Source organism: Paenibacillus agricola (assembly GCF_011440305.1).
Classification (GTDB): Bacteria; Bacillota; Bacilli; order Paenibacillales; family NBRC-103111; genus Paenibacillus_S; species Paenibacillus_S agricola.
Genome location: NZ_JAAOIW010000016.1, coordinates 117,372 through 136,947, shown reverse-complemented (window position 1 = coordinate 136,947; position 19,576 = coordinate 117,372). Strand labels below are relative to the sequence as shown.

General features: G+C 42.7%; 16 protein-coding genes. 5 read left to right on the top strand and 11 right to left on the bottom strand.

Translation table 11 applies throughout. The annotated features are described in order from the left end of the window. Nucleotides 1–712: 712 nt before the first annotated feature. Complete coding sequence (locus G9U52_RS30780; RefSeq protein ID WP_166154898.1) at nucleotides 713–1,297, bottom strand: spore coat protein; 585 nt, start codon at nucleotides 1,295–1,297, stop codon at nucleotides 713–715. Nucleotides 1,298–1,728: 431 nt separating this feature from the next. Further along, nucleotides 1,729–2,031, bottom strand: coding sequence for a WGxxGxxG family protein (locus G9U52_RS30775; RefSeq protein ID WP_166154896.1), 303 nt, complete (start codon nucleotides 2,029–2,031; stop codon nucleotides 1,729–1,731). 522 nt (nucleotides 2,032–2,553) lie between these two features. Here G9U52_RS30775 and G9U52_RS30770 point away from each other — a divergent pair. From G9U52_RS30770 to G9U52_RS30750, 5 genes are all read left to right on the top strand, one after another. Next, nucleotides 2,554–3,402 (top strand): DUF3825 domain-containing protein, encoded by an 849-nt coding sequence (locus G9U52_RS30770; RefSeq protein WP_166154894.1) that lies wholly within the window; start codon nucleotides 2,554–2,556, stop codon nucleotides 3,400–3,402. A 512-nt stretch (nucleotides 3,403–3,914) separates the two neighbouring features. Beyond that, nucleotides 3,915–4,049 carry a DUF2243 domain-containing protein gene (locus G9U52_RS41895; protein WP_375790301.1) on the top strand — a complete coding sequence of 45 codons (135 nt, stop codon included), beginning with the start codon at nucleotides 3,915–3,917 and terminating at the stop codon, nucleotides 4,047–4,049. A 176-nt stretch (nucleotides 4,050–4,225) separates the two neighbouring features. After that, on the top strand, nucleotides 4,226–4,456 hold the full coding sequence (locus G9U52_RS30760) for a hypothetical protein (protein ID WP_207953317.1): 231 nt from the start codon (nucleotides 4,226–4,228) through the stop codon (nucleotides 4,454–4,456). Between the two features lie 171 nt (nucleotides 4,457–4,627). Then, nucleotides 4,628–5,020 carry a hypothetical protein gene (locus G9U52_RS30755; protein ID WP_166154888.1) on the top strand — a complete coding sequence of 131 codons (393 nt, stop codon included), beginning with the start codon at nucleotides 4,628–4,630 and terminating at the stop codon, nucleotides 5,018–5,020. 25 nt (nucleotides 5,021–5,045) lie between these two features. Next, a complete protein-coding gene (locus tag G9U52_RS30750; RefSeq protein WP_166154886.1) occupies nucleotides 5,046–5,576 on the top strand; it encodes a hypothetical protein in 531 nt (176 codons plus the stop codon). Nucleotides 5,577–5,988: 412 nt separating this feature from the next. On the opposite strand, the gene G9U52_RS30745 is transcribed toward G9U52_RS30750, so the two are convergent. The 9 genes from G9U52_RS30745 to G9U52_RS30705 all read right to left on the bottom strand — a co-directional run bounded on the left by G9U52_RS30745 (nucleotide 5,989) and on the right by G9U52_RS30705 (nucleotide 19,292). After that, complete coding sequence (locus G9U52_RS30745) at nucleotides 5,989–7,191, bottom strand: macrolide family glycosyltransferase (protein WP_166154884.1); 1,203 nt, start codon at nucleotides 7,189–7,191, stop codon at nucleotides 5,989–5,991. A 353-nt stretch (nucleotides 7,192–7,544) separates the two neighbouring features. After that, the gene (locus G9U52_RS30740; protein WP_166154882.1) at nucleotides 7,545–8,615 is read right to left on the bottom strand and encodes a bifunctional phosphoglucose/phosphomannose isomerase; all 1,071 of its coding nucleotides are present in this window, start codon (nucleotides 8,613–8,615) and stop codon (nucleotides 7,545–7,547) included. 95 nt (nucleotides 8,616–8,710) lie between these two features. Continuing rightward, nucleotides 8,711–10,828, bottom strand: coding sequence for a family 10 glycosylhydrolase (locus G9U52_RS30735; RefSeq protein ID WP_166154880.1), 2,118 nt, complete (start codon nucleotides 10,826–10,828; stop codon nucleotides 8,711–8,713). Nucleotides 10,829–10,840: 12 nt separating this feature from the next. Beyond that, a complete protein-coding gene (locus G9U52_RS30730; RefSeq protein ID WP_166154878.1) occupies nucleotides 10,841–11,806 on the bottom strand; it encodes a D-2-hydroxyacid dehydrogenase in 966 nt (321 codons plus the stop codon). A gap of 328 nt (nucleotides 11,807–12,134) precedes the next feature. Further along, the gene (locus G9U52_RS30725; RefSeq protein ID WP_166154876.1) at nucleotides 12,135–13,772 is read right to left on the bottom strand and encodes a response regulator transcription factor; all 1,638 of its coding nucleotides are present in this window, start codon (nucleotides 13,770–13,772) and stop codon (nucleotides 12,135–12,137) included. A 26-nt stretch (nucleotides 13,773–13,798) separates the two neighbouring features. Then, a complete protein-coding gene (locus G9U52_RS30720) occupies nucleotides 13,799–15,526 on the bottom strand; it encodes a sensor histidine kinase (RefSeq protein ID WP_166154874.1) in 1,728 nt (575 codons plus the stop codon). A gap of 126 nt (nucleotides 15,527–15,652) precedes the next feature. After that, on the bottom strand, nucleotides 15,653–16,528 hold the full coding sequence (locus G9U52_RS30715; protein WP_166154872.1) for a carbohydrate ABC transporter permease: 876 nt from the start codon (nucleotides 16,526–16,528) through the stop codon (nucleotides 15,653–15,655). Nucleotides 16,529–16,543: 15 nt separating this feature from the next. Beyond that, nucleotides 16,544–17,509: an ABC transporter permease gene (locus G9U52_RS30710; RefSeq protein ID WP_166154870.1), complete on the bottom strand. Its 966-nt coding sequence runs from the start codon at nucleotides 17,507–17,509 to the stop codon at nucleotides 16,544–16,546. An 85-nt stretch (nucleotides 17,510–17,594) separates the two neighbouring features. Further along, nucleotides 17,595–19,292 carry an extracellular solute-binding protein gene (locus G9U52_RS30705; RefSeq protein ID WP_166154868.1) on the bottom strand — a complete coding sequence of 566 codons (1,698 nt, stop codon included), beginning with the start codon at nucleotides 19,290–19,292 and terminating at the stop codon, nucleotides 17,595–17,597. Nucleotides 19,293–19,576: the final 284 nt, after the last annotated feature.

Below are 19,576 nucleotides of genomic sequence, written 5' to 3'. Positions count from 1 at the left end.
GCGTTCGTCCTGAGCCAGGATCAAACTCTCCATTAAGGTAGAACTTGAGTTGCCTCATTCTTTACATCTGGCGAGAACTTGCATTCTCTATTTTACTCACTCGTTGATTCAGTTTTCAAAGGACAATATGTTTTGTGCCTGCTGATCAAACAGCCGGAGGAACAATATATCATGTTTAGGTAATACATTGCAAGTGCAAACTTTTCCAGACTTGCAAGCAATTCAATTCAACTTATTCGGTAACAATAATGATGACCCGGTTATATCAAGGAATAGCCCAGCAAATTCAGAAATTCCATTCAGATCTTTGTCGGGCACCAGTAATAGCAACCTGGTTATATAATTTATCACATTAACTATTAGGTTACAAGTGCGGATATTTTCCATTCTTAGAACCATAAGCATCCTAGCTTCCGTCGCATAATCTTGAAAAGTCCCGTTAGGACTACGGAGGAGAGCGCTTCCGCAACAAATACTGCGGTATTGGTGTGGTACTAACAATTTTAGCCGTTTTGGTAACGTTGCTGCAAGGGATGTATTGCATACTGATGGAGTTAGCTACTTCATTGGATAAAGAATTAGAGTGACTATTCTCTGCTATAAATTTTAATTACGTGTTGAGTTAAACTTGTGACAACTGCAAAATAACGTTGCGCTCATAAAACAAAAAAATAAAGAGAGCAACCGCTCTCTCTTTACATTCACAGCTATACTAGTGATTAAAATGTGTTTGGTATGGCTGCTGCGACTGAGCTTGCTGGACACCTTGAATCATTGTTTGCATCGTGTGATCCGCCAGCTGAGGTGCTTGGTAGTAACCTTTAGTATTCATATATTGAAAAATCTCCCAGGCCATTTCCTGACATATATTGGCAGAAGTAGCATGGAACATTCGAATTTGTTGGTCAACGCATTCTGAAGCCCACAGCATACTAATCGCAGACCCAGATTTATGCATATTCAATACGATTGTAGCAATTGAATAATCGGTTAGTATAGTGGCGTTGGGATTGGGAGAAGGCATTTGCGGCTTGTGCAATCCGGTTTGGGGTTGTTCGTAAATGCGTAATGTTGGCGTGTGCGGATGCATTTGTATTCCTTGTCCTTGAAGAAGGCTGACTCCATAATTGTAGCCCTCCAGCATCCGTTGCTGCTGATTATATAATATATCCTTTAAGTGCGTATCCTGGGCCATGGAGAACAACACTCCATAAAGCTCAAGGTGTGCCGCTTTAGTACGTACAGCCTCCTGAGTTTCCAAAAATTCATGTGCAGCAAAACGTTGTTGCATATTCATAATTACCTCCTAGATTGTTGTTATTCTAACTACTATAAGGTGTCCATTAAACGAGATATTATGCGGAAACCGGTACCCAAACTCTTATTGTAAATATTCTTTTCTTATGAAATTAGGCTTTTTATTCATTATTTTAGTTGTAGTGCTCTCACCAATAGCACGGATTATCCTATTGACTAGCTCTGACAGTAACAATGCCCCATTATTAGAAACTACTACACATAGGAAAACGAGCAACTATGACCAGTTACTCGTTTTTCATTTCTTGTTAGGCTTTAGTAATTATCTAGTGAAAAAGGTTTACTGTTGAGCAAACCATTCGTCCTGTGGCTTTTGCAAATTTTTGAAATATCCCCACGAGACAATAAGCTAATAGCCGTATTGGGTCAGGTTCTCACCAAATCCCAATTATACTGTTCTTGGCTTTTTATTTATCTTGTGTTGCGGCGATTGTTACCGCGCATCCCTACTAAGCCTAACAATCCAAGGAGCCCTAACCAGCCCCAATCCATATCTTTCGTTGTTGTATTTGCGTTGATTCGGTAGTTCGCACTGTTTGTACCAATGGTACTATAAGAATTATAAGAACCGGATGTTGTGTTGGTTGCCGCCCCCATCCCTGTGCTAGTACCTGTTGTTCCATTTGTCCCTGTCTCGGCAAAAGCCTGATTGCAAAACACCAATGATGCCATCAGAGCTGACCCGATAAGCAACTTGCGTAATTTGTTATTCATTCGGATGATCTCTCCTTTCAAAACGTTTTGTTTAGCACATTTTATAGCATGCTTGGTTTTACATTGAAATATGCTTTAAGGATCAAGGGGAATTTTTGAAAATGTTCACATACACCATGAACTGATGATGAAAGCTGTTCGAAAACCCGGATAAAACCAGAATCGTATATTTTAGAAGTGATCGATATCAAGAAAGGGCACCGAAGACCTTACCTTTCCTAGGTACACTTTCGCAAACAATGGTTTTTCTCGTAATAAATCGCTTTCTATACATCGTAAATTTCACCAAACTTTAATGGCACTTTTATGAGATTTTCGTTTATATTCCCTTCGGAGCAACTCATTGTTATTATTTAACCAAAATTATTATGAACTATGAAGGGAAACATATAAGAGTCAATTTCATACATTTTTTCTTCGTTGACATGTGCGGAAGAAAATAACGCGACCAAGATGTATTGGCCTCACAATATTAAGTTTGTTATTTTAGTTTTTCTAAAAATTAAAAGGGAGTGTACTCGAATGAAATTGTATAAATCGCTATTTAAAAGGTTTAATAAACAGAACAATGATGAAGTGTTTGCCGCATTTACGTACAACGGAAAAATAGGTGAAACATGGGAAAAACCATTTGAACAACTTACTGTAATTGCGAAAAAAGAAGATTGGAATTTCTCATCAGAAGAGTTAAAAAGACGACATAATCAAAAATATCCGATACTCACAAATTTCCTGAATAATACATTTTTGAGGGTGTTGGATCTTAATCTAATCGCATTTTCGGAGGATGGTGAAAAAGCATGTTTTAACACCGGACTCCAGACTAGGGACGATCAAGATATCTTTGCTACATTTTTCAAAAACAAAGAGTCGAAGAAATTTAAGGCTCCAGATTGGACATTTTTTACATTTGCCGAATCCTATTCTCAAAAATTAAAACCCTTTAAACCGTTGCCTGATATCGCAACTTACATATCCGATCCAACCGACTTAATATTCGATTTAAGCTACGGTGATGGCCAAATCGAAGTAAATTACAAACATATAATAGATGAAAACCAAGATCGTTTACCGGAAATACTTCACAACAACGAAAGATTAGCTCTCATATCTTTAAAAGGCGCAATTGAATCGCTTTATGACAGGATACGTCGAAATTATAAAGTAGCAATTCCACATTGGTATGAGAATGAAATCCAACTACTTTTACCCTTAAATTTAATGAGTGATACCAAAGCTGATATAGCACTTGTAATTGAAAAGGATAAATCACGAAAGATTTATAGAGCCAAAACGATACTAACGATGGACATGGCGTATATTGATGCACGATTAATCACAGCCCCTGATAGGGACTGGCTAAATCCTTAAATCCTTCTTTCATCATAGCTTTGGAATGTTTAAATAGTCCGTTAATAGGCTCGAAGTTATGGCTCCACCCTTTCCCAAGCACCCTTCATTGAGGAGAAGCGAATTATAATTAGTCGTAACCATAACTTTTACCATTGAATACAAGTCGCAGATATTAGCCATACAATATTAAAATGATATAAGGGAAAAATAAACCATCATAAGAAGGAGTTATTATTATGGGTATTTTAAGGATCCTAAGGATGAGCCTTACGGTGAGATTTATGATATATGGCAATTCTCTATGTCAGCATAAGGTTGTGTATCTAATCTAGTCCAAGCTTAGTCCCGAGTAAGAATATCATATGCTTGTACGGGATTGAATTGAATGTATCCGTCTTGAACTGTGACCCCGAGCACTTGCTACGGGTCTTTTTTATCGTCATGATATTCAACTGCAATGAGGTCGGACGAATTATATTCGGCCAGCCCTTTCCTAATCATATGCATGGGCTCGATTTCCTATATTAGGAATGGGATTTATGGGAGCATTGGATGGAATTGTTTTTCATCAATTTCTACAATGGCATCATGTTGTTGATCATAGACGGAGTATTCAATCTACTAGTCACATTATTACTAGTCTATTCATCTGTGAAAATATTTAAGGATGCTTCAAGCGATGTAATATCTTTTACTAAGCGTATTTTTATCGGATCTATAATTACTGGTGCTGGCTTATGACATTGCATATCTACTATCCGGTGTTAATAATAGGAATAAGTTACATGAGGAATCGCTTAATTAGCAAAGCCTTGTGAAACAGAAGGAATAAAAATGCTATTTGGGGGTCAATATATACCTTAAGAAAGGGCGTGATAAAATGGATTCTGGAGAAATATCAAAGCTTGAAAGAAAATTTGACAAGGATCTAACTGAAGGTGAAGCTACTGAAATCAAGAACGTAGAAGTCATTCACACAGATGATGAAGAGTTGTACGAAGAGCGAGATGATGAAGTGCCTACTATTCCTGCTGCTGCCTTTGTTTCTCGTAGCAATGGGACAATGTCTTAAATATTGCATGTCAGTCATAATTCGATAAGGATCAAACCTCCGCAAGCTTCTTCTGGGATTTTGGTGCAGTTATAGATTCCCTCATCATTTATAATTGGTTGTAAACAATAAATGAGCAGTTTCAGTATTAAAACAAGTGACAAGTTAAAAAAAGGATAGGAGGCAATAACCTTGTCAGAAAAGAGTATTATGGCTTACTTTCATTCGCCTGATGAAGCCCATAAACTTCTACCACAGCTGAAAGCGCTTGGGACTATAGATGTTCAGGTTGCCAGAATTGGACAATTCCAAGGGGATGGCGTAAGTGAAGCCTTTAATCCATTGACAAGTGGATTTCCGGGTCTAAGCTTTCTAACCATGAATAACGAGAATCCGGGAATTAATGAGGGGATATTAGCAGCAACTGATGTAGATGCCAGCGCTTTAAGCGCGCCTCGTTCTGAGGATGGTTACTATGATTTTAATGGAGTTGGCAACACGGATATTTTGCTAACGGTTGTTATTGATGAGCAAGTGTATGAACAGGCCAAACGTATCGTCCGAGAGGGTGGCGGTTCATTTTGAATTGTTACTGTAAGGAGGGTTTTCTTTGAAAATGAACTTAAGCAAGAATTTGATAAGCCTAGATGAGGATATTACGGAGTTTCAGACACATTTGTTGAATGAACTCGAAATTTCATCTGCCTTTACCGGTGTTTTAAACAACATCAGTGAAATCGTGAGAGCATGCAATACGGATGACTTTGGAAAAAATAGGATCCATGAGATTAGAAATGAATTAGCCCAATTAAGATTGAAGTTACGGAAATGCTGCTCACTTTTTGACAAAGATATAAGCATAAGTGTTGAAGCTTACCGTTCCGCTTTGGTGGACCAAAAAGATGCTTTTGAAAAGCTTGCTGATTCTGAGCAGAAAATTGCACACCCACAAGCCTATGACGCTTTACAAAGATTTCGGAAATTAACAATTCTAAAAGATATGTCCCAAAAGATTTCTGACGGAATCATGGATTTAAGCAGTGAGATTGAACATCAGCATTTACAGCAGATAGAATTCCCTCCAATCGGTCATTATGAGTTAGAAAGTAATGCACCATCTACCTCAAGCTTATCACCATAAATAGATACCAAAAGGATGGCTCAATTGATATTACGCCCGAGTCATCCTGATTACTCTATTAGTCAAAAAAGCAGCAGGTGCAACAGATTTGCATGAAATGTTGTGCAACAATGTATTCGGTGTTGTGTCTACTCCCTTTAGAACTGCAACTGACCAATGAACATCCTGGGCTTGATTTAACTACCGAGCTATCTTCCTGTATAAGACCCATGGTGAACCACTCTGGTTATCCTTGTCAGGAGCCAAGTCCAGCATGTAGCGCGGCAGAGAGAGAATAAAAGAGCTTTTAACCGCAAGCTGCCGTAATGAAGCTGACCATTATGGACATTTCGTGGATTCCAATAAAGAGTAGATCGTGAATGCCTCCCAATAAGTGGTTGTGATTGCTGATAATCTTAAGAAATTTTTATATTTAGTTATGATATTGACTTTTAAATTCGAAAATCTCATCAACAGCTTGGTGATACCCACCTGAACGTTGAAAGGATTCCCTAATATTTGCAAGAGCTTTATTGAAAGATGAGAGGTTTAACACATGATCTACGGCCTCACGCAGTTGATTTGCAGTCAAGCTTTGCATTTGTAATTTAATGCCTGCTCCGATATTAGCAACTTGTTGAGCAATTATTGGCTGATCCGCGCTTTGTGGGATTACAATTAGTGGAACCCCGTAATAGATACCTTCATTGGTACTGTTCATTCCACCATGTGTAATAAATAATTTAGTGTATTTCAGTACATCAGTTTGTGGAACATAATTTTTGACGATGAAGTTTTTAGGAATTTCCCCTAAATCAGAAATTTGAGTTTTATTCCCAATAGACATGACAATAGTATGATCAGTGTTCCCAAATGCCTCAAAACAAAGCTTATAGAAATCAATTGCTTGGTTAAAGACAGTACCCAGTGAAATGTAAATTAGGCTTTTCCCCTTGATTGCAGTAAGGTCGAAGTTCTCTTGAGTTAATCGTGAAGAGATGGATGGACCTACAAATTTGTAAGTTGGGTCGAAGGCTTCTCCAAAAGGTTGAAACTCCCTAGTTGTATAAACGATTGTAAGTGGTGCAGGATTACAAAAAACTTCGTAAGGAGAATGGATCTCCACATCATATTTTTCCTTCAGCATTACCGTCAGGCTTTGAAATTCATCGTATATAGGTTCAATTATTTTTGCAGGAATTTTTATAGAAAGCTGTTCCAACATTTTATCGAATGAATCTTTTGTCTGCGCAAAAGAAGTACAGGAGTTGATTGCGGGAAGCTTAAGAATTTGAGCAAGTAAACGTCCACAACCAAACATGGAATCATGGATGATGTAATCAAATTGCTCTCCTTTGATCTGTTCAAGAACGTTTGGTATGACTATATCTGCCGTAAGTAAAAGACCGTTGATTCTTTCGAGTAAATAATCTCTTCCACCTGAGATAAAGGCTTTTATAAATTTTTGATCGTCAAATGTTTGTACTGAAGCTCCCGTCTTCTCAATACGCTCCCGAAAAGCTTCTATAGAAAAGTACACTACCTCTTCCCCACGCGAAATAAGCTCTTGCACAACTCCAATTGTTGGATTGATATGTCCTTCAGATCCACCATTAATAAATAAAACACGCGCCATTTCTACCACTCCTTAGGTATCCTGTTCTCTAAAATGTTTAAGAGTACGGGGCAATGTCCCATATCATCGCTCAACTCAAATAACGGAATTAAGTTTATCATAGTACAATACTTGAAAATCTCAAAATATTAATATTATTCCGCTATTCTGGCAGTTAGTCATTCATGCAACGGAAGACCAGCCCTGCACCTTAGAGGATCAAATGGATACTTAAGGTCGATACGTTATGCCATTTGCGGTAATCATGAGCAAATTCGCAACACTCAAGTTAATTAATTAAACCTATATGCGTAAAATAAAAAAAGCCTGCTTCCCACATTGAAGCAAAGTGTGGAAAGCAGACCATTGGAATTTTAGCTGTTGAATCTTTTTCTAAACTCATTTAATGCTGTGCCCTGTGAGGGGTTAATGCCGCGAATAAACGCCAGATACAGCGTTACATGATCAATCAAATACGTAAGCGAGCACATCCGGGCCAATCGGCTGCTGCCGGTTGAAGTAATTTGGCGTACCGCACCGGCTCTGGAAGCCAGTACCTCACGGGTAGCCTTCAGCCTTCTGCCCATCGGTTCCAGATCCTCTTCATCGTGGATCAGTGTGAAGTGAAACTGCCTAAGCATCACGCTGTCGGCATCCCATCCGTTAGCCTCATCATGGTGGAGCCCAGACATAGCGTTGCAGAATGCCATCAGCTTGCTCACTTCTGCAAGCTGATTTTTGTAGCGTACCGCCACAGCATCGGTAAATGGTAATGTACCGTACACGACAGGAATCAGCCCGTCCATCTCGGCTGCAATTTGCTTGGCCTCGTTATCAGCCAATACAGTTTGCGGTGCGTAGGCGGCTGCCAGCTGCTCCATTAGGCTAATCGTTTCGATGATCCCCTGCTTAGGGTCGGAGATAAGCCCCATAGCGTGCAATATCACAAGCATCGGTACAAGAACATGGCTTGTCGATATGATCCGTGGAATTTTGCCGGCTGGTAGCTGGAACAGCAAGTGCCCATTCTGCTCAGCAAGCTCCTTCGCCTTCCCCCCAGCCGTTAGAACGACTATCGTTGCGCCCGTTGTTATCGCGTGGTGGTAGGCACTGACGACTTCCTCCGATCCTCCGGAATAATTCACGATGAACACAATCGAATCCGCATCGACATAAGCAGGCATCGTATAGGCTTGCGACAGGATGACCGGAACCTTAATTTCATCAAACAATAGCGACTTCACTTGTACCAAGCTTGCTACAGGGCCACCACCTACACTGCATATGACAATTTCGTCTATTTTGCCGGGCAGCTTCGAAACCTCAAGTGCCTTTGCCTGACTATAGCCCTCTGTTATCCAGGTATGGTAGTTGGCCGTTGCTTCGAATAGCCCTGTGTTATCGAGTTGAAGTAACGCGTCTACATGATCCAGATTCGTTTTCATTCCTCTGTCTCCTTTTTCATCGTCTATTAGAGGCTTCCTAAATATGGATTGAAAGCTTTCACGCTATGAACATTAGGCATCTAATGGATCACTATCTATATGCTTGCCTTTACCTTGATTACTATGGCTGCAAAATCCTTTAACTCCGGCAGCTGGATGGCCGTATTTCCGTTGATAGTTGTAAAATTAGCGATGACTGAAGGGGTCAATATATCCAGCAGCTTGCAATCCCCAATATCATGAAGCGAGATCTCCAGGTCATAAATAGGAACCGGCTCAAAATATGTAGTTCCATTAAAGCCCGACAAGTTCAACAAATGCAGAATATAGGTATGAGCATCCAGCCTATTGAAAAACACCTCCACATTTTGCGGCGCGTTCGTAGTCAGCTTCAAGCGTGCTGACGCCATATCATCCAATATGTCCAACACAACATGCTTGTGGTCGGCGTAGCCGTATTTGTAATATAGCTCGCCTGCTTGCCAAGGCAGATATACCGCACCGCGTGAGTGTGCGCTGCTTCCGTCTGCTTCGCGTACGCCTACGCTGTTTAAGCTGCCTATGCCTGAGCGATCCGAGCTATACAAGCCATTCGAGCGGATTGCGGCCCCAAAGCTTTCCCCCGAGATGCCATGACCGGAAGCTCGTTCAGGGGGACCAAAAGTTGACGGCGTAATAAAAGGCAGCTGTTTGGTCGTAGATGGCCCGAATTCCAACTGCTGAAATGCTCCCTTTAGAAAAATCCAGTCACGTTCCAAAAAATGTTTGAATAACGTTTTATCTGATGTTTGTAAGTATGCAGCATCCCGTTCGTATATTTGTACTTCCTTGGGCAATACATCAAAAACACGCTGCAGAAACGATACATTAGCTTCGCCTTCAGTAAATGAGCGACCTGTGCTTAGCAGCTGCACACCTTCATTAAAGAGTGCTTCCAGTAACAGCAAATCCTCTGCCGAGAATTCAGCTATATCCGGCACGATAACAATTCTATATCGCCCCACCTTTTCTAGTGAATGCCGCTGCTGCATAATTTTCAGATTATTCTGATGGATGACATCGAACAAAATATGTTGCTCCTTGAGCATCTTAAAAATTCCCGAGTACTCCTTCAAGCTTTTACGCGCAGCTCCGCCCGGCTTGATCAGTGCTACATCAGCTACAGACAGGAAATTGCCATAATACTGCTCATGCTCCTTATGATATTGGAAAATATTAGCTACAGTAGGCAGATTCTCACGATCCGGGTAATCCTCAAAGACGCCAATGATGCAAAAATCCAAGCCTGAGCCGCTAGCCAGGCTTTCCTTAAGGCGTATGTTCATTTCATGCTTGGAAACCGCGGTAAATCGGTGCACCAAATCAATAGCATTAATGCAGCAATTGCTGATCAGCTTATCTTCCCATGCATCCTCAAGCGATTTCACATTTTCCGATGCCGAATACAGCCATACCGGATGCGGACGCCTATTGTCCGTGTTCGATTCCTTACGGACGATGTCCACCTTATGCTCGTTATAAGTAGAAATCGCAATATCCTTATTGCTGCTTTTCACCAAATCGTGAATCCGGTCGAGCATTTCCTTTGTTGTAGCATCCTGGAATTCTTTATACTTTCTGTAAACCGGATCTTCTAGACTTTCACTTAAGGGAAGCTCCAAACCGCCACTCCACTCGCGGAAGCGGCTCTTGCAGCTGTCGCAAAAGCAAATCCCATAATCATAACCGCTGTAATCATGGGTCTGGTAGCCGAACATATTAAAGAAAATCCCGTCCACCTCATACTGCGAGATAACCTCTGAAATCAGCTTTAGCGAATATTCACGCTGGTAGTAGCCGTTAATACACGTATGGACGATGCCATGATAATTGACTTCCTTGCCTTCCTTGGTACGGTAGAACCAATCCGGCTGCTTGTTGTATATGCTCTCATGCGCTTTGCTGAAATCAAAGCGGGCAATAAATTTCAGGCCGGCTGCATGTGCTTTGTCTATAGCTTCCTTGAGAAGATCCTTCTGTTGACCCTCTGCCCGGTAATGATACTCAAGCTTCGTTGGATAAAAGGCTACAATTCCACCTGCATTCATCATCAGAACGTTGGCAGCGAGCTTCTCCAAATCGCCAATTAATAGATCTACATCAAGATTCGCATCCGTTTCACGAAGGTTATTCTGAACCAGACGCAGCTTATTACCTGACCACCATGATGCCATCGGACTTCCTCCTTAGTACCCTTTTCCGAATTGGCGTACATTGATCATTTCATCTGTCTTGCCTTCAAGGAATAAATCGAGATTGTGCAAAAAGCCTTGGGTAAATCTTTGGTGGAATTGATCTCCGCCGCCTGCACAATGTGGCGTAATGATCACATTGTCCAGCTCCCAGAACGGACTTTCCGACGGCAGCTTGCCAAGCTTGAATTCCTCCACAAATACGTCCAGCCCTGCTCCTGCAATTTTATGATTTTTCAAATAATCCAGCAAAACCTCTTCATTCATCAATGCACCGCGTGAAATATTAATAATAAAAGCTGTTGGTTTCATCAGAAGGAACTGTTCTTCATCCAACAGATTGGTTGATTCCTCTGTTAAAGGTAGCGTGAGAACAATAAAATCACTCTGCTGAATCACTTCATTAAGCTGTTCCGGCTTGTACATCTCATCAAATTCAGGCAGCGGATTGCCTGTCGTATTGATCCCGATTACTTTCATGCCAAATGCGCGGGCTCGAATCGCCGTTTCCGTTCCTACATCGCCTGCCCCGATAATGCCAGCAGTCTTTCCGGACAAATTAATAAAAGGTCCTATGCGCCCCCATGTGTGCTCAAATTGATTTTTGACACCTTTCACACTATTTCTCGACAGCATCAGCATCTTAGTCAGTATATCCTCGGCAATCGGCAGACCCATTGAGCCACGGGCATTGATAACCGTTACGCCCCGCTCCTTCAGGTAGTCCATCGGCAGCCGCTCGATTCCGATATGGGCAACCTGCACCCACTTCACCTTCTCACATTTCTCCAGAAAGTCCTGCTGCAACGAACGGTGGTTAGCGATGATAATATCCGCATCTGCATAAGCTTCCGAATCGATGAGCTCTTGTTCTCCTTTAAATAGGGTAACCACGACTCCTTTACTGTTCATTACAGCAAGCTGGCCTTCGTCGAATGGGTAGGTTGAAACTAATTTCATGTGGTGTTCCTCCTTTAATTTTCTATCCATATTGCATCATAACTTGTTCGGTCATGTTAAGTTTAGATGGTTTCCAGAGCAATACCTATACAAAAGTTTTAAGGTCATACCACTTTGCTTGCTCAGTTGGAAAAGGACAAACCGAATAGCCTCCGGCTACCTTCCGAGCGTACATGGCGGCCGGTATCTTAGATTGAATCCATTGGACAGCATCAAATGGAAATATGGATGCGCGTGCACCCATACCTGCCTGTTTACCCCATAAGGGAAATAGACGGTTTGCCCTGCCCCTTAAGCATCCAGTTATTATTCTATTATGCGTAACATATTATTGGCTCAGCTTGAACTCCTGCGGTGTAACTCCGTAATATTTCTTGAATACCCTGATAAAATAATGGGGAGTCTGATATCCCAATTGCCTTGCGATATTGTAAATCTTTTCCTTCTTATTTTGCAACAGCTCGACCGCCTTCTCCATCTTCACTTTCATCACATATTCACTGATCCCCATCCCCGTCTCCACCTTGTATACCTTGGACAAATACGCGGGATGAAGCGCGACATGGTCAGCGATCGCCTGCAGCGAGGCATCACCGTCCATATGCTTTTCAATGTAAGCTTGAATCCGCTCGATCACTGTCATTTTCGAATCGTTTTGCTCTTTTTGCAGTTCCATTTGTAACAAGTGAAACACATGGAATACCCAATCACGCAGCTGATTCAGGGAACAAAAGGGACGGTTCTGCTGCAGCTTTTTTCCATAATCGCCAATCATCGTTTGAAGCTGTTTGCCGTTTTTATGTGAAATTCGCATAAAGGTGCCAGTGATGAAAAAGAACGCCTCGCTCAAATATTCAGGAGACTCCCGCCATTTGGCACTCAGTTCCATGAATACCAGCTCCAGCCGTTCCTCTGCTATATCCCAACGCCCCGTCTCCATTAAATGCTGCAGCAGTGGCGGTTCATACAAAGTTTGCAGAGAGCCCATCCTTGTTGTCTCTGCAGTCTCGGACACAATAGCAACGAATTGCTGCTCATTGCCAATGTGCTTGCGAATACCCGCAATCGCGGAATGGTAAAGTGGCACGATCTGCTCAGACAACGGTACCCAACGATTCACAAGAACTACCGAAACCTTGCGCTTCAAATAAGTTCTTGTTTTCTTCTGCAGCTCCTCTACATCAGCCTTTAGCTGCAGGCGATATTGCTCATTGGTTTGCTCATGAAGCGGTTTATACAGTTGCTCGTTCTTTAAGCTGACCAGAAATACAAGATGCCCATTGACATCCTTGCAATACCAGAGATTGAAGGTTTCAATGAATACCTCCTCTGCCATGTTCGTTATCGCATATTCTAACAGAGATAGCTGTGCTTCATCCTCCGCTGCGCTTTCTTCATCCATCCGTATAACCATCATACAAACATAATCCTCGCATTCGAAGGGCAGCTCCAGCGCCTTCATCTTCTTGCACAACACTGAGTGCTTAATAGGTCTGCCCTGCAGCAGCTCCATTAATAATTGGGAACGCAGAAAAGGAATGTTCTCCCGCAAAGTATACATAGCATTATGATATACCTCCTTCACATTCCATTCTTCGCGCAGCTCGTTGCGGATTTGCTCAATTAGCGCTATCAATTCGGCGGTATCAACCGGCTTCATCAAATAGCCTGCCGTTTTATATTGGATCGCCTGCTTGGCATATTCAAAATCACTGAAGCCTGACATCAGGACACAGCGGATTTTTTCCGAGATCATCCGGACGGAATGAATTAATTCCAAGCCGTTCATGCCGGGCATACGGATATCGGTGATCATAATATCGATGTCTTGCTTTTTTATCGTTTCCAGCGCCTCATTGGCTGAGTAAGCTTTATATACAGCTTCTACACCATAGTCCATCCAAGGAATCGTGAGGGCCATGCTATCGACCTGGCCAGGATGATCGTCAACAATTAGCAATTGCATATTCAACCCTCCGCTATGCTTATGTTTTAAACGATTGATTTGTCCATCCTGAGCGTAACCTTCCAGCCACCGAGCAGGGAAGCCGAAACATGCAGACCTGAATTGCCTCCGAACTGATGCCTCAGCCTTTGATGAACATTCCACATGCCATGTCCCAGCTCAGCGTCCAGCTCTTGGGCGAACTTCTCGTTCAGCTTGGCGATATCTTCGGCACTGGTGCCAATTCCATTATCCTCAATGACCAGGAAATGCTCCGCTTCCGTCACGTAGCCCGAGACCATAATCGTGCCGATGCCCGATTTGCACTCGACACCATGGACAATCGCATTCTCCACAATCGGCTGTACGAGCAAACGCGGAATTAAGCTTGCCTTCAGCTCATCAGGTACATCAATTCCATAATCCAGCCGAAGAGTTTGCATCTTATGTATCTCCAAATAACTAACAATTAAATTCAGCTCATTCTCCATTGTAACCTCTTGTTGTTCGATACGGGTGGCATAACGGTAATATTTGCTTAAATGCTGGGTCATGGCAATGATCGCCTGCTTGTTTTCCAATTGTGCCATGCTTTGGATAAAGGCGAGGCAGTTATATAAAAAATGCGGGTTGATCTGTGACTGAAGCTGTTTTAATGTGGCGTCCCGTGCCCTGATTTTTTCACGCAGCACCTTCTCCACCAAATCCTGAATTTGCTCGGCCATACTGTTGAAATGGTTGAACAAAATGGTAAATTCCCGGCTTGCCTTCTGGGTCAAGCGTGTGGAAAAATTGCCTCTTTTTAAATTGTTAACGCTTGCAATTAATCGAGTAATCGGAACCTGGACATTTTTGAATAGCAGGTACGAGGCCATAATGCTCGTCAAGAGAAGCATCGATATCGTCGTATAGAATAAGTTTCGGCTCGTCGTAATCGGCGCCAAAACATTTTCCAGCGGTACGACATCGACCAGATACCAATCCAAGGTACCCGATTTGGCGTAGCTAAGCATGTACTTAACTTCATTGATCTCCACAGCTTTGCTGCCTGAATGCAGTAACGGTTCGCCTTGAAGCAGCATGGACAGCGCTTGGACAGTTTGGCGATTTGCCGTTGAATTCATGATCGGATTATATTCTTTATTGAAAAAGAAAGGTTCCCCGATACTGCCCGTTTTAAACTGGTCGAGCATCAGCTCAATGTTGCGGGCTGCAAAGCCTACTTCAATAATTACATTAACATCGTTTAAAGCACCAAAGAGTAATGAAGGCTCGGTCGAATACCGGTAGAAATAGCTCGGGTGATCGCTCGGCTTTACCTGTGGACGGTACACCCAATCGGGAGATGTATACTTCTGAAAATAATTTAAATCGTAATTTTCCAAGGCATCGGTTGAAACCAGTTGATTCAATGCAGGCGAATAGATGGATAGCTTATTCATCCAGCTGTACGAAGTACTTTGCAGCTTGATTTTCTCCAGCAGGGTTTGACGTATCTGGATGGAATCGAACAAATCATGGAACAGTTGAATCGATTGGAACTTGACAGCTTCCGGCTCCCTTCCCAATGTAAAGGCTGCCTTGGATAATTGGTCGGCATTCGTATCCATTTGATTCAAAAAAAACGAAAGTCTGTTGACATTCGATTTCTCGATCTCCGACTTTACAACATTCGTGCTCACATAATTAGAATAAGCAAATAAAAGCAGCAATGGAATCAGCAGTATGCACACAATGATCATGATTTTGCTAAAAATGCTCAAATTTTTAAACATACAGCCAGCCCCCATTAGGTAACATCATATATCCCATAATTGTACAGATCACTACCGGGTCTGTACAACCCTTTCTTTGATGATCTGATGGGGAGATGGGTAAATAGGGGCGATTGGCGCAGCCTGCTATTCTTTAACGGAGCCCAGAATAACACCTTTAACAAAATATCGCTGCAGAAACGGATAGACCAATAGAATCGGCAAAGCTCCTATGAATACCTGCGAGGCCTTAACGGTCCGCGGCGAGATATTCTTTATTTCATCCTCTGTAAGGCCGAGGACGGAGAAATTATCCGAAACAATGATTGATCTCAAGAAAGTCGATATCGGATAATCGCTGGCATTAGATAAATAAATCATCCCATCGAACCAGGCATTCCAATGCGTAACCATGGAGAATAAAGAAAGGGTAGCTACTGCCGGCATCGAAATCGGCAAATAGATCGTGAACAGGATTCTCAGATGGTTGGCACCGTCCATCAGCGCAGCTTCCTCAAGCTCCTTGGGAATCGCCCGGAAGAAATTGAGCATTAGGATCAGGTTCCAAATGCTCACTGCACCAGGCAGCACCAGCGCCCAGATCGTATTCATCAGGCCAGTCCCCTTAACGACCAGATAAGTCGGGATCAGTCCTGCATGAAACAGCATCGTAAAGACGAATAGCCAGGCATAAAAGGTGCGCCCTTGAAATCTCGTCTCTTCCTTGGACAGCGGATAAGCTGCCAGAACGACAAGTAGCATAGAGAGCGACGTGCCGAGCAATACCCGCTTAATGCCAATCCATAACGAGCGGAGGAAGTTGCTATTGCCCAGAGTCTCCGTATAAGCCTCGAATGTAAGCTGCACCGGCCAAAAGGTAACGATATTGCCGGTTGCGGCAGCACTGGAGCTTAACGAAATTGCAAATATATGAATGAGTGGAAGCACACATACTGCACTTAAAATGAATAAAAAAGCATAGTTGCAATATGAAAACACTTTATAGGGCATCGATTGATACATGGTTGCTCACCTGCTTTAGAATATTCGATAATTAGCATATTTGTAGGCCAAGCGGTATGAAATGACCACAAGTATAAATCCAATCAATGATTTGAACAGGCCGACAGCCGAGGCAAAGCTGAACTGTCCTCCAACAAGACCAACCCGATAGACGAAGGTATCAATAATATCGCCCTTATTATAGACCAGAGGATTATAGAGGTTGAAGATTTGGTCGAAGCCTCCGTCGAGAATTTTCCCCAGCGCCAAGGTCGTCACAACCGCAACGATAGGCAGCACGGAAGGCACAGTAATATGAATAGTTTGCTCCCACCGGTTAGCCCCATCTACCTCAGCCGCTTCGTACAAGGCAGGATTAATACCGCTTAAGGCGGCAAGATAGACAATCGCTGCGAAGCCAAAGTCCTTCCATACATCACTCACAATTACTGTAACCCGGAACCAATCGCCGTCACCCAGAAAGAAAATCGGCTGAAACCCGAGCAGCTGTACAACATGATTCACGATTCCGCTTTTTACCGACAGCACATCAATCAATATGCCCCCGAGAATAACCCATGAAAGGAAATGGGGCAGGTATACGAAAGTCTGCACCGCCCGTTTGAAATATGTTTTACGAACCTCATTCAGCAATAAGGCGAAAATAAACGGTATCCCGATATTCGTGCTGATTTTCAAGGAAGAAATGATAATCGTATTGATAATAACCTGGACACTATCCGGGTAGGTGAACAAATATTTGAAGTGATCCAGCCCTACCCACTCGGAATTCATAATACCTAGCCACGGCTTATATTCCTTGAAAGCAATGACGACACCTAGCATAGGAATATATTGGTAAATAATGACAACAATGAGTGCAGGCAGCAGCAATAGATGAAAGCTCCATGTTCTCTTAAAATAGGAGACCGGCTTGAATCTTTTATTTGCCGCCACAACAGCAGGCTTGGCATTCACATTTGAACGGGTCAGCTCGCTCATCCTTCTATTCCTCCTATTCATGGATGCAGCGCAGCTTCCCCATGCTTGCCCGGAATCCTCACGCATGGGGAAGTGGCTCTATGGCTTATTTTTTCAGCGATTTATACCATTCATTAACTTCTTTTGTAATATCATCACCGCCACTGGCTTTCCAATCGGATACGAATTTATCGAACGCATCCACCGGCAGCTTTCCATAAATGATTTGGGTGAAGGTTTCTTTTTCCATTTTCTCCAGAAGCTCCAGCTTGGTTCGCATCGTTTTGGTTGGTGCCCCTTTAAATTCATTCGCGAGGTCATATTTGTTCTGCTCCACCCTGATTTTACCAGCTAATTGATGGACAGGCACGCGGTCTTTGATGCTATCCTCTATTGGATTCGCAGGTGTGGCCTTCGGATCATTAGCGAACCTTAATATACCTTCATCGTAGGAATAGGGCCGGTTCAAATTCGTTCCACCAATCAAGGAAGCATAAGCTTTGGCTTCTATAGGAGTCTTGCCATCGGGTAGCGGCCACTTGTCCTTGGGAATTCCAGCCTGCTCGAACTGCTGGTAAATCGGCTTGCCATCCTTCAACACATAATCGTAGCCTTCATGGTTGCCCAGATAAAATTCCGAATCCTTGACGAAGAACTGGTATTCGAACATCTTCTGATAATAAGCAAACCAGGCATCGATATATTTGAAATCCTTATTAAAAAGAATGCCGCGCTTCACCATTGGCGTTTCGACTCTTCCGATGTTTCCGGTAGGGCCGGCTGGCAGATAAAGCGGCTTGAACTCTGCGTTAGGATTGTTCTTGGTTGTATCCAGCAAAGGGGTCGGATACATATGGTATTCGCCGGCGACTAATCCTGCGGAGCCATTCACAAAGCTTTCTGTCGCTTTGTTTTTGTCCTTAATGCCTGCTTCCTGGTCGATATAGCCTTTAGCTAACCAATCCCGCAGTTTTGCAAGCGCTTGCTTTACAGAGGGTTGAATAGAGCCATATATCAGATTGCCATCTTTATCCTTCGTCCATTGAAAAGGCATATTATTGCCGTAAGCACCAAATACCCAATCTGCCGTTGCCCGGGTTCCATTAACCCGGTCGAGCATGGAAAGCGCTAAGCCGAAGGTATCCTTCTTTCCATTACCGTCAGGATCTTGGTTAGTAAAGGCTTCAAACATTTTGTCCATGTCGTCGATCGTCTTCGGATCTGGCAAACTCAATTTCTTGAGCCAATCCTGACGCACCCAGAAAATCGTCCCTCCCGTTAAGCTTTCATACATCGGCACCCCATAGGTTTTGCCGTTGCTTTTGAACATATTGAAGCCATCCGGGTACTTGGCATATAAATCCTTGATGTTCTGCGGAGCATATTTGGCAATAGCTTCGTCAATTGCCATCACTTTCCCAGATTGGATTAATTCACTGATTAACGTAGGATCGCTCACCTGGAAAACATCCGGTAACGGGTCACTTCCTGCCAGCAGCAAACGAAGCTTCGTATTAAAATCCTTATCATTGTTAACAACGAAAGCATGCTTGAGGTTAATTCCCATCTTGCTGGACATCCAACGGGTGTGAACGTTATCCTCGATCGTTTCTCCGGGCTTGAATTTCACATTGGGATCCAGCACACGCGCTGTCGAGATCGTGATTGGTGGATCATATTTACCGCCTGTCATCTTCGTTTGGGGTACGACCGCTTCTTTTGCTACATCCCCACAGCCTGCAACAACCAAGGTCATACTTAACGCGGTTATAGCAAGCACTTTTTTTGTGTGTGACAAGAACATCTTATTACTCCCCCTTTTACTGAGCCTTGGCTTACTTTTATTGTAAATCAGGCGGCTTGTCGAATATATACCAAGATTTTAAGGTGATACCACAATGGCATGACTGCAATCATTCTCCCGATTGTCTATCGCATCCTTCTTCATTCGATACTATTATAAAATCAACCATCCTCCTATCAAGTCCAGCAGTTTCGATAGTATCCCGCAACTCAGTGGACGTCAAATCACAAAAAATATGAGCACCATAGAGTTATTCTTTATGTTATATTATATAACATATTAAA

Coding starts and splice junctions, on each gene's coding strand:
- G9U52_RS30780 (WP_166154898.1), bottom strand. CDS start 1,297: ATGAATATGCAACAACGTTTTGCTGCACATGAATTTTTGGAAACTCAG.
- G9U52_RS30775 (WP_166154896.1), bottom strand. CDS start 2,031: ATGAATAACAAATTACGCAAGTTGCTTATCGGGTCAGCTCTGATGGCA.
- G9U52_RS30770 (WP_166154894.1), top strand. CDS start 2,554: ATGAAATTGTATAAATCGCTATTTAAAAGGTTTAATAAACAGAACAAT.
- G9U52_RS41895 (WP_375790301.1), top strand. CDS start 3,915: ATGGGATTTATGGGAGCATTGGATGGAATTGTTTTTCATCAATTTCTA.
- G9U52_RS30745 (WP_166154884.1), bottom strand. CDS start 7,191: ATGGCGCGTGTTTTATTTATTAATGGTGGATCTGAAGGACATATCAAT.
- G9U52_RS30740 (WP_166154882.1), bottom strand. CDS start 8,615: ATGAAAACGAATCTGGATCATGTAGACGCGTTACTTCAACTCGATAAC.
- G9U52_RS30735 (WP_166154880.1), bottom strand. CDS start 10,828: ATGGCATCATGGTGGTCAGGTAATAAGCTGCGTCTGGTTCAGAATAAC.
- G9U52_RS30730 (WP_166154878.1), bottom strand. CDS start 11,806: ATGAAATTAGTTTCAACCTACCCATTCGACGAAGGCCAGCTTGCTGTA.
- G9U52_RS30725 (WP_166154876.1), bottom strand. CDS start 13,772: ATGCAATTGCTAATTGTTGACGATCATCCTGGCCAGGTCGATAGCATG.
- G9U52_RS30720 (WP_166154874.1), bottom strand. CDS start 15,526: ATGTTTAAAAATTTGAGCATTTTTAGCAAAATCATGATCATTGTGTGC.
- G9U52_RS30715 (WP_166154872.1), bottom strand. CDS start 16,528: ATGTATCAATCGATGCCCTATAAAGTGTTTTCATATTGCAACTATGCT.
- G9U52_RS30710 (WP_166154870.1), bottom strand. CDS start 17,509: ATGAGCGAGCTGACCCGTTCAAATGTGAATGCCAAGCCTGCTGTTGTG.
- G9U52_RS30705 (WP_166154868.1), bottom strand. CDS start 19,292: ATGTTCTTGTCACACACAAAAAAAGTGCTTGCTATAACCGCGTTAAGT.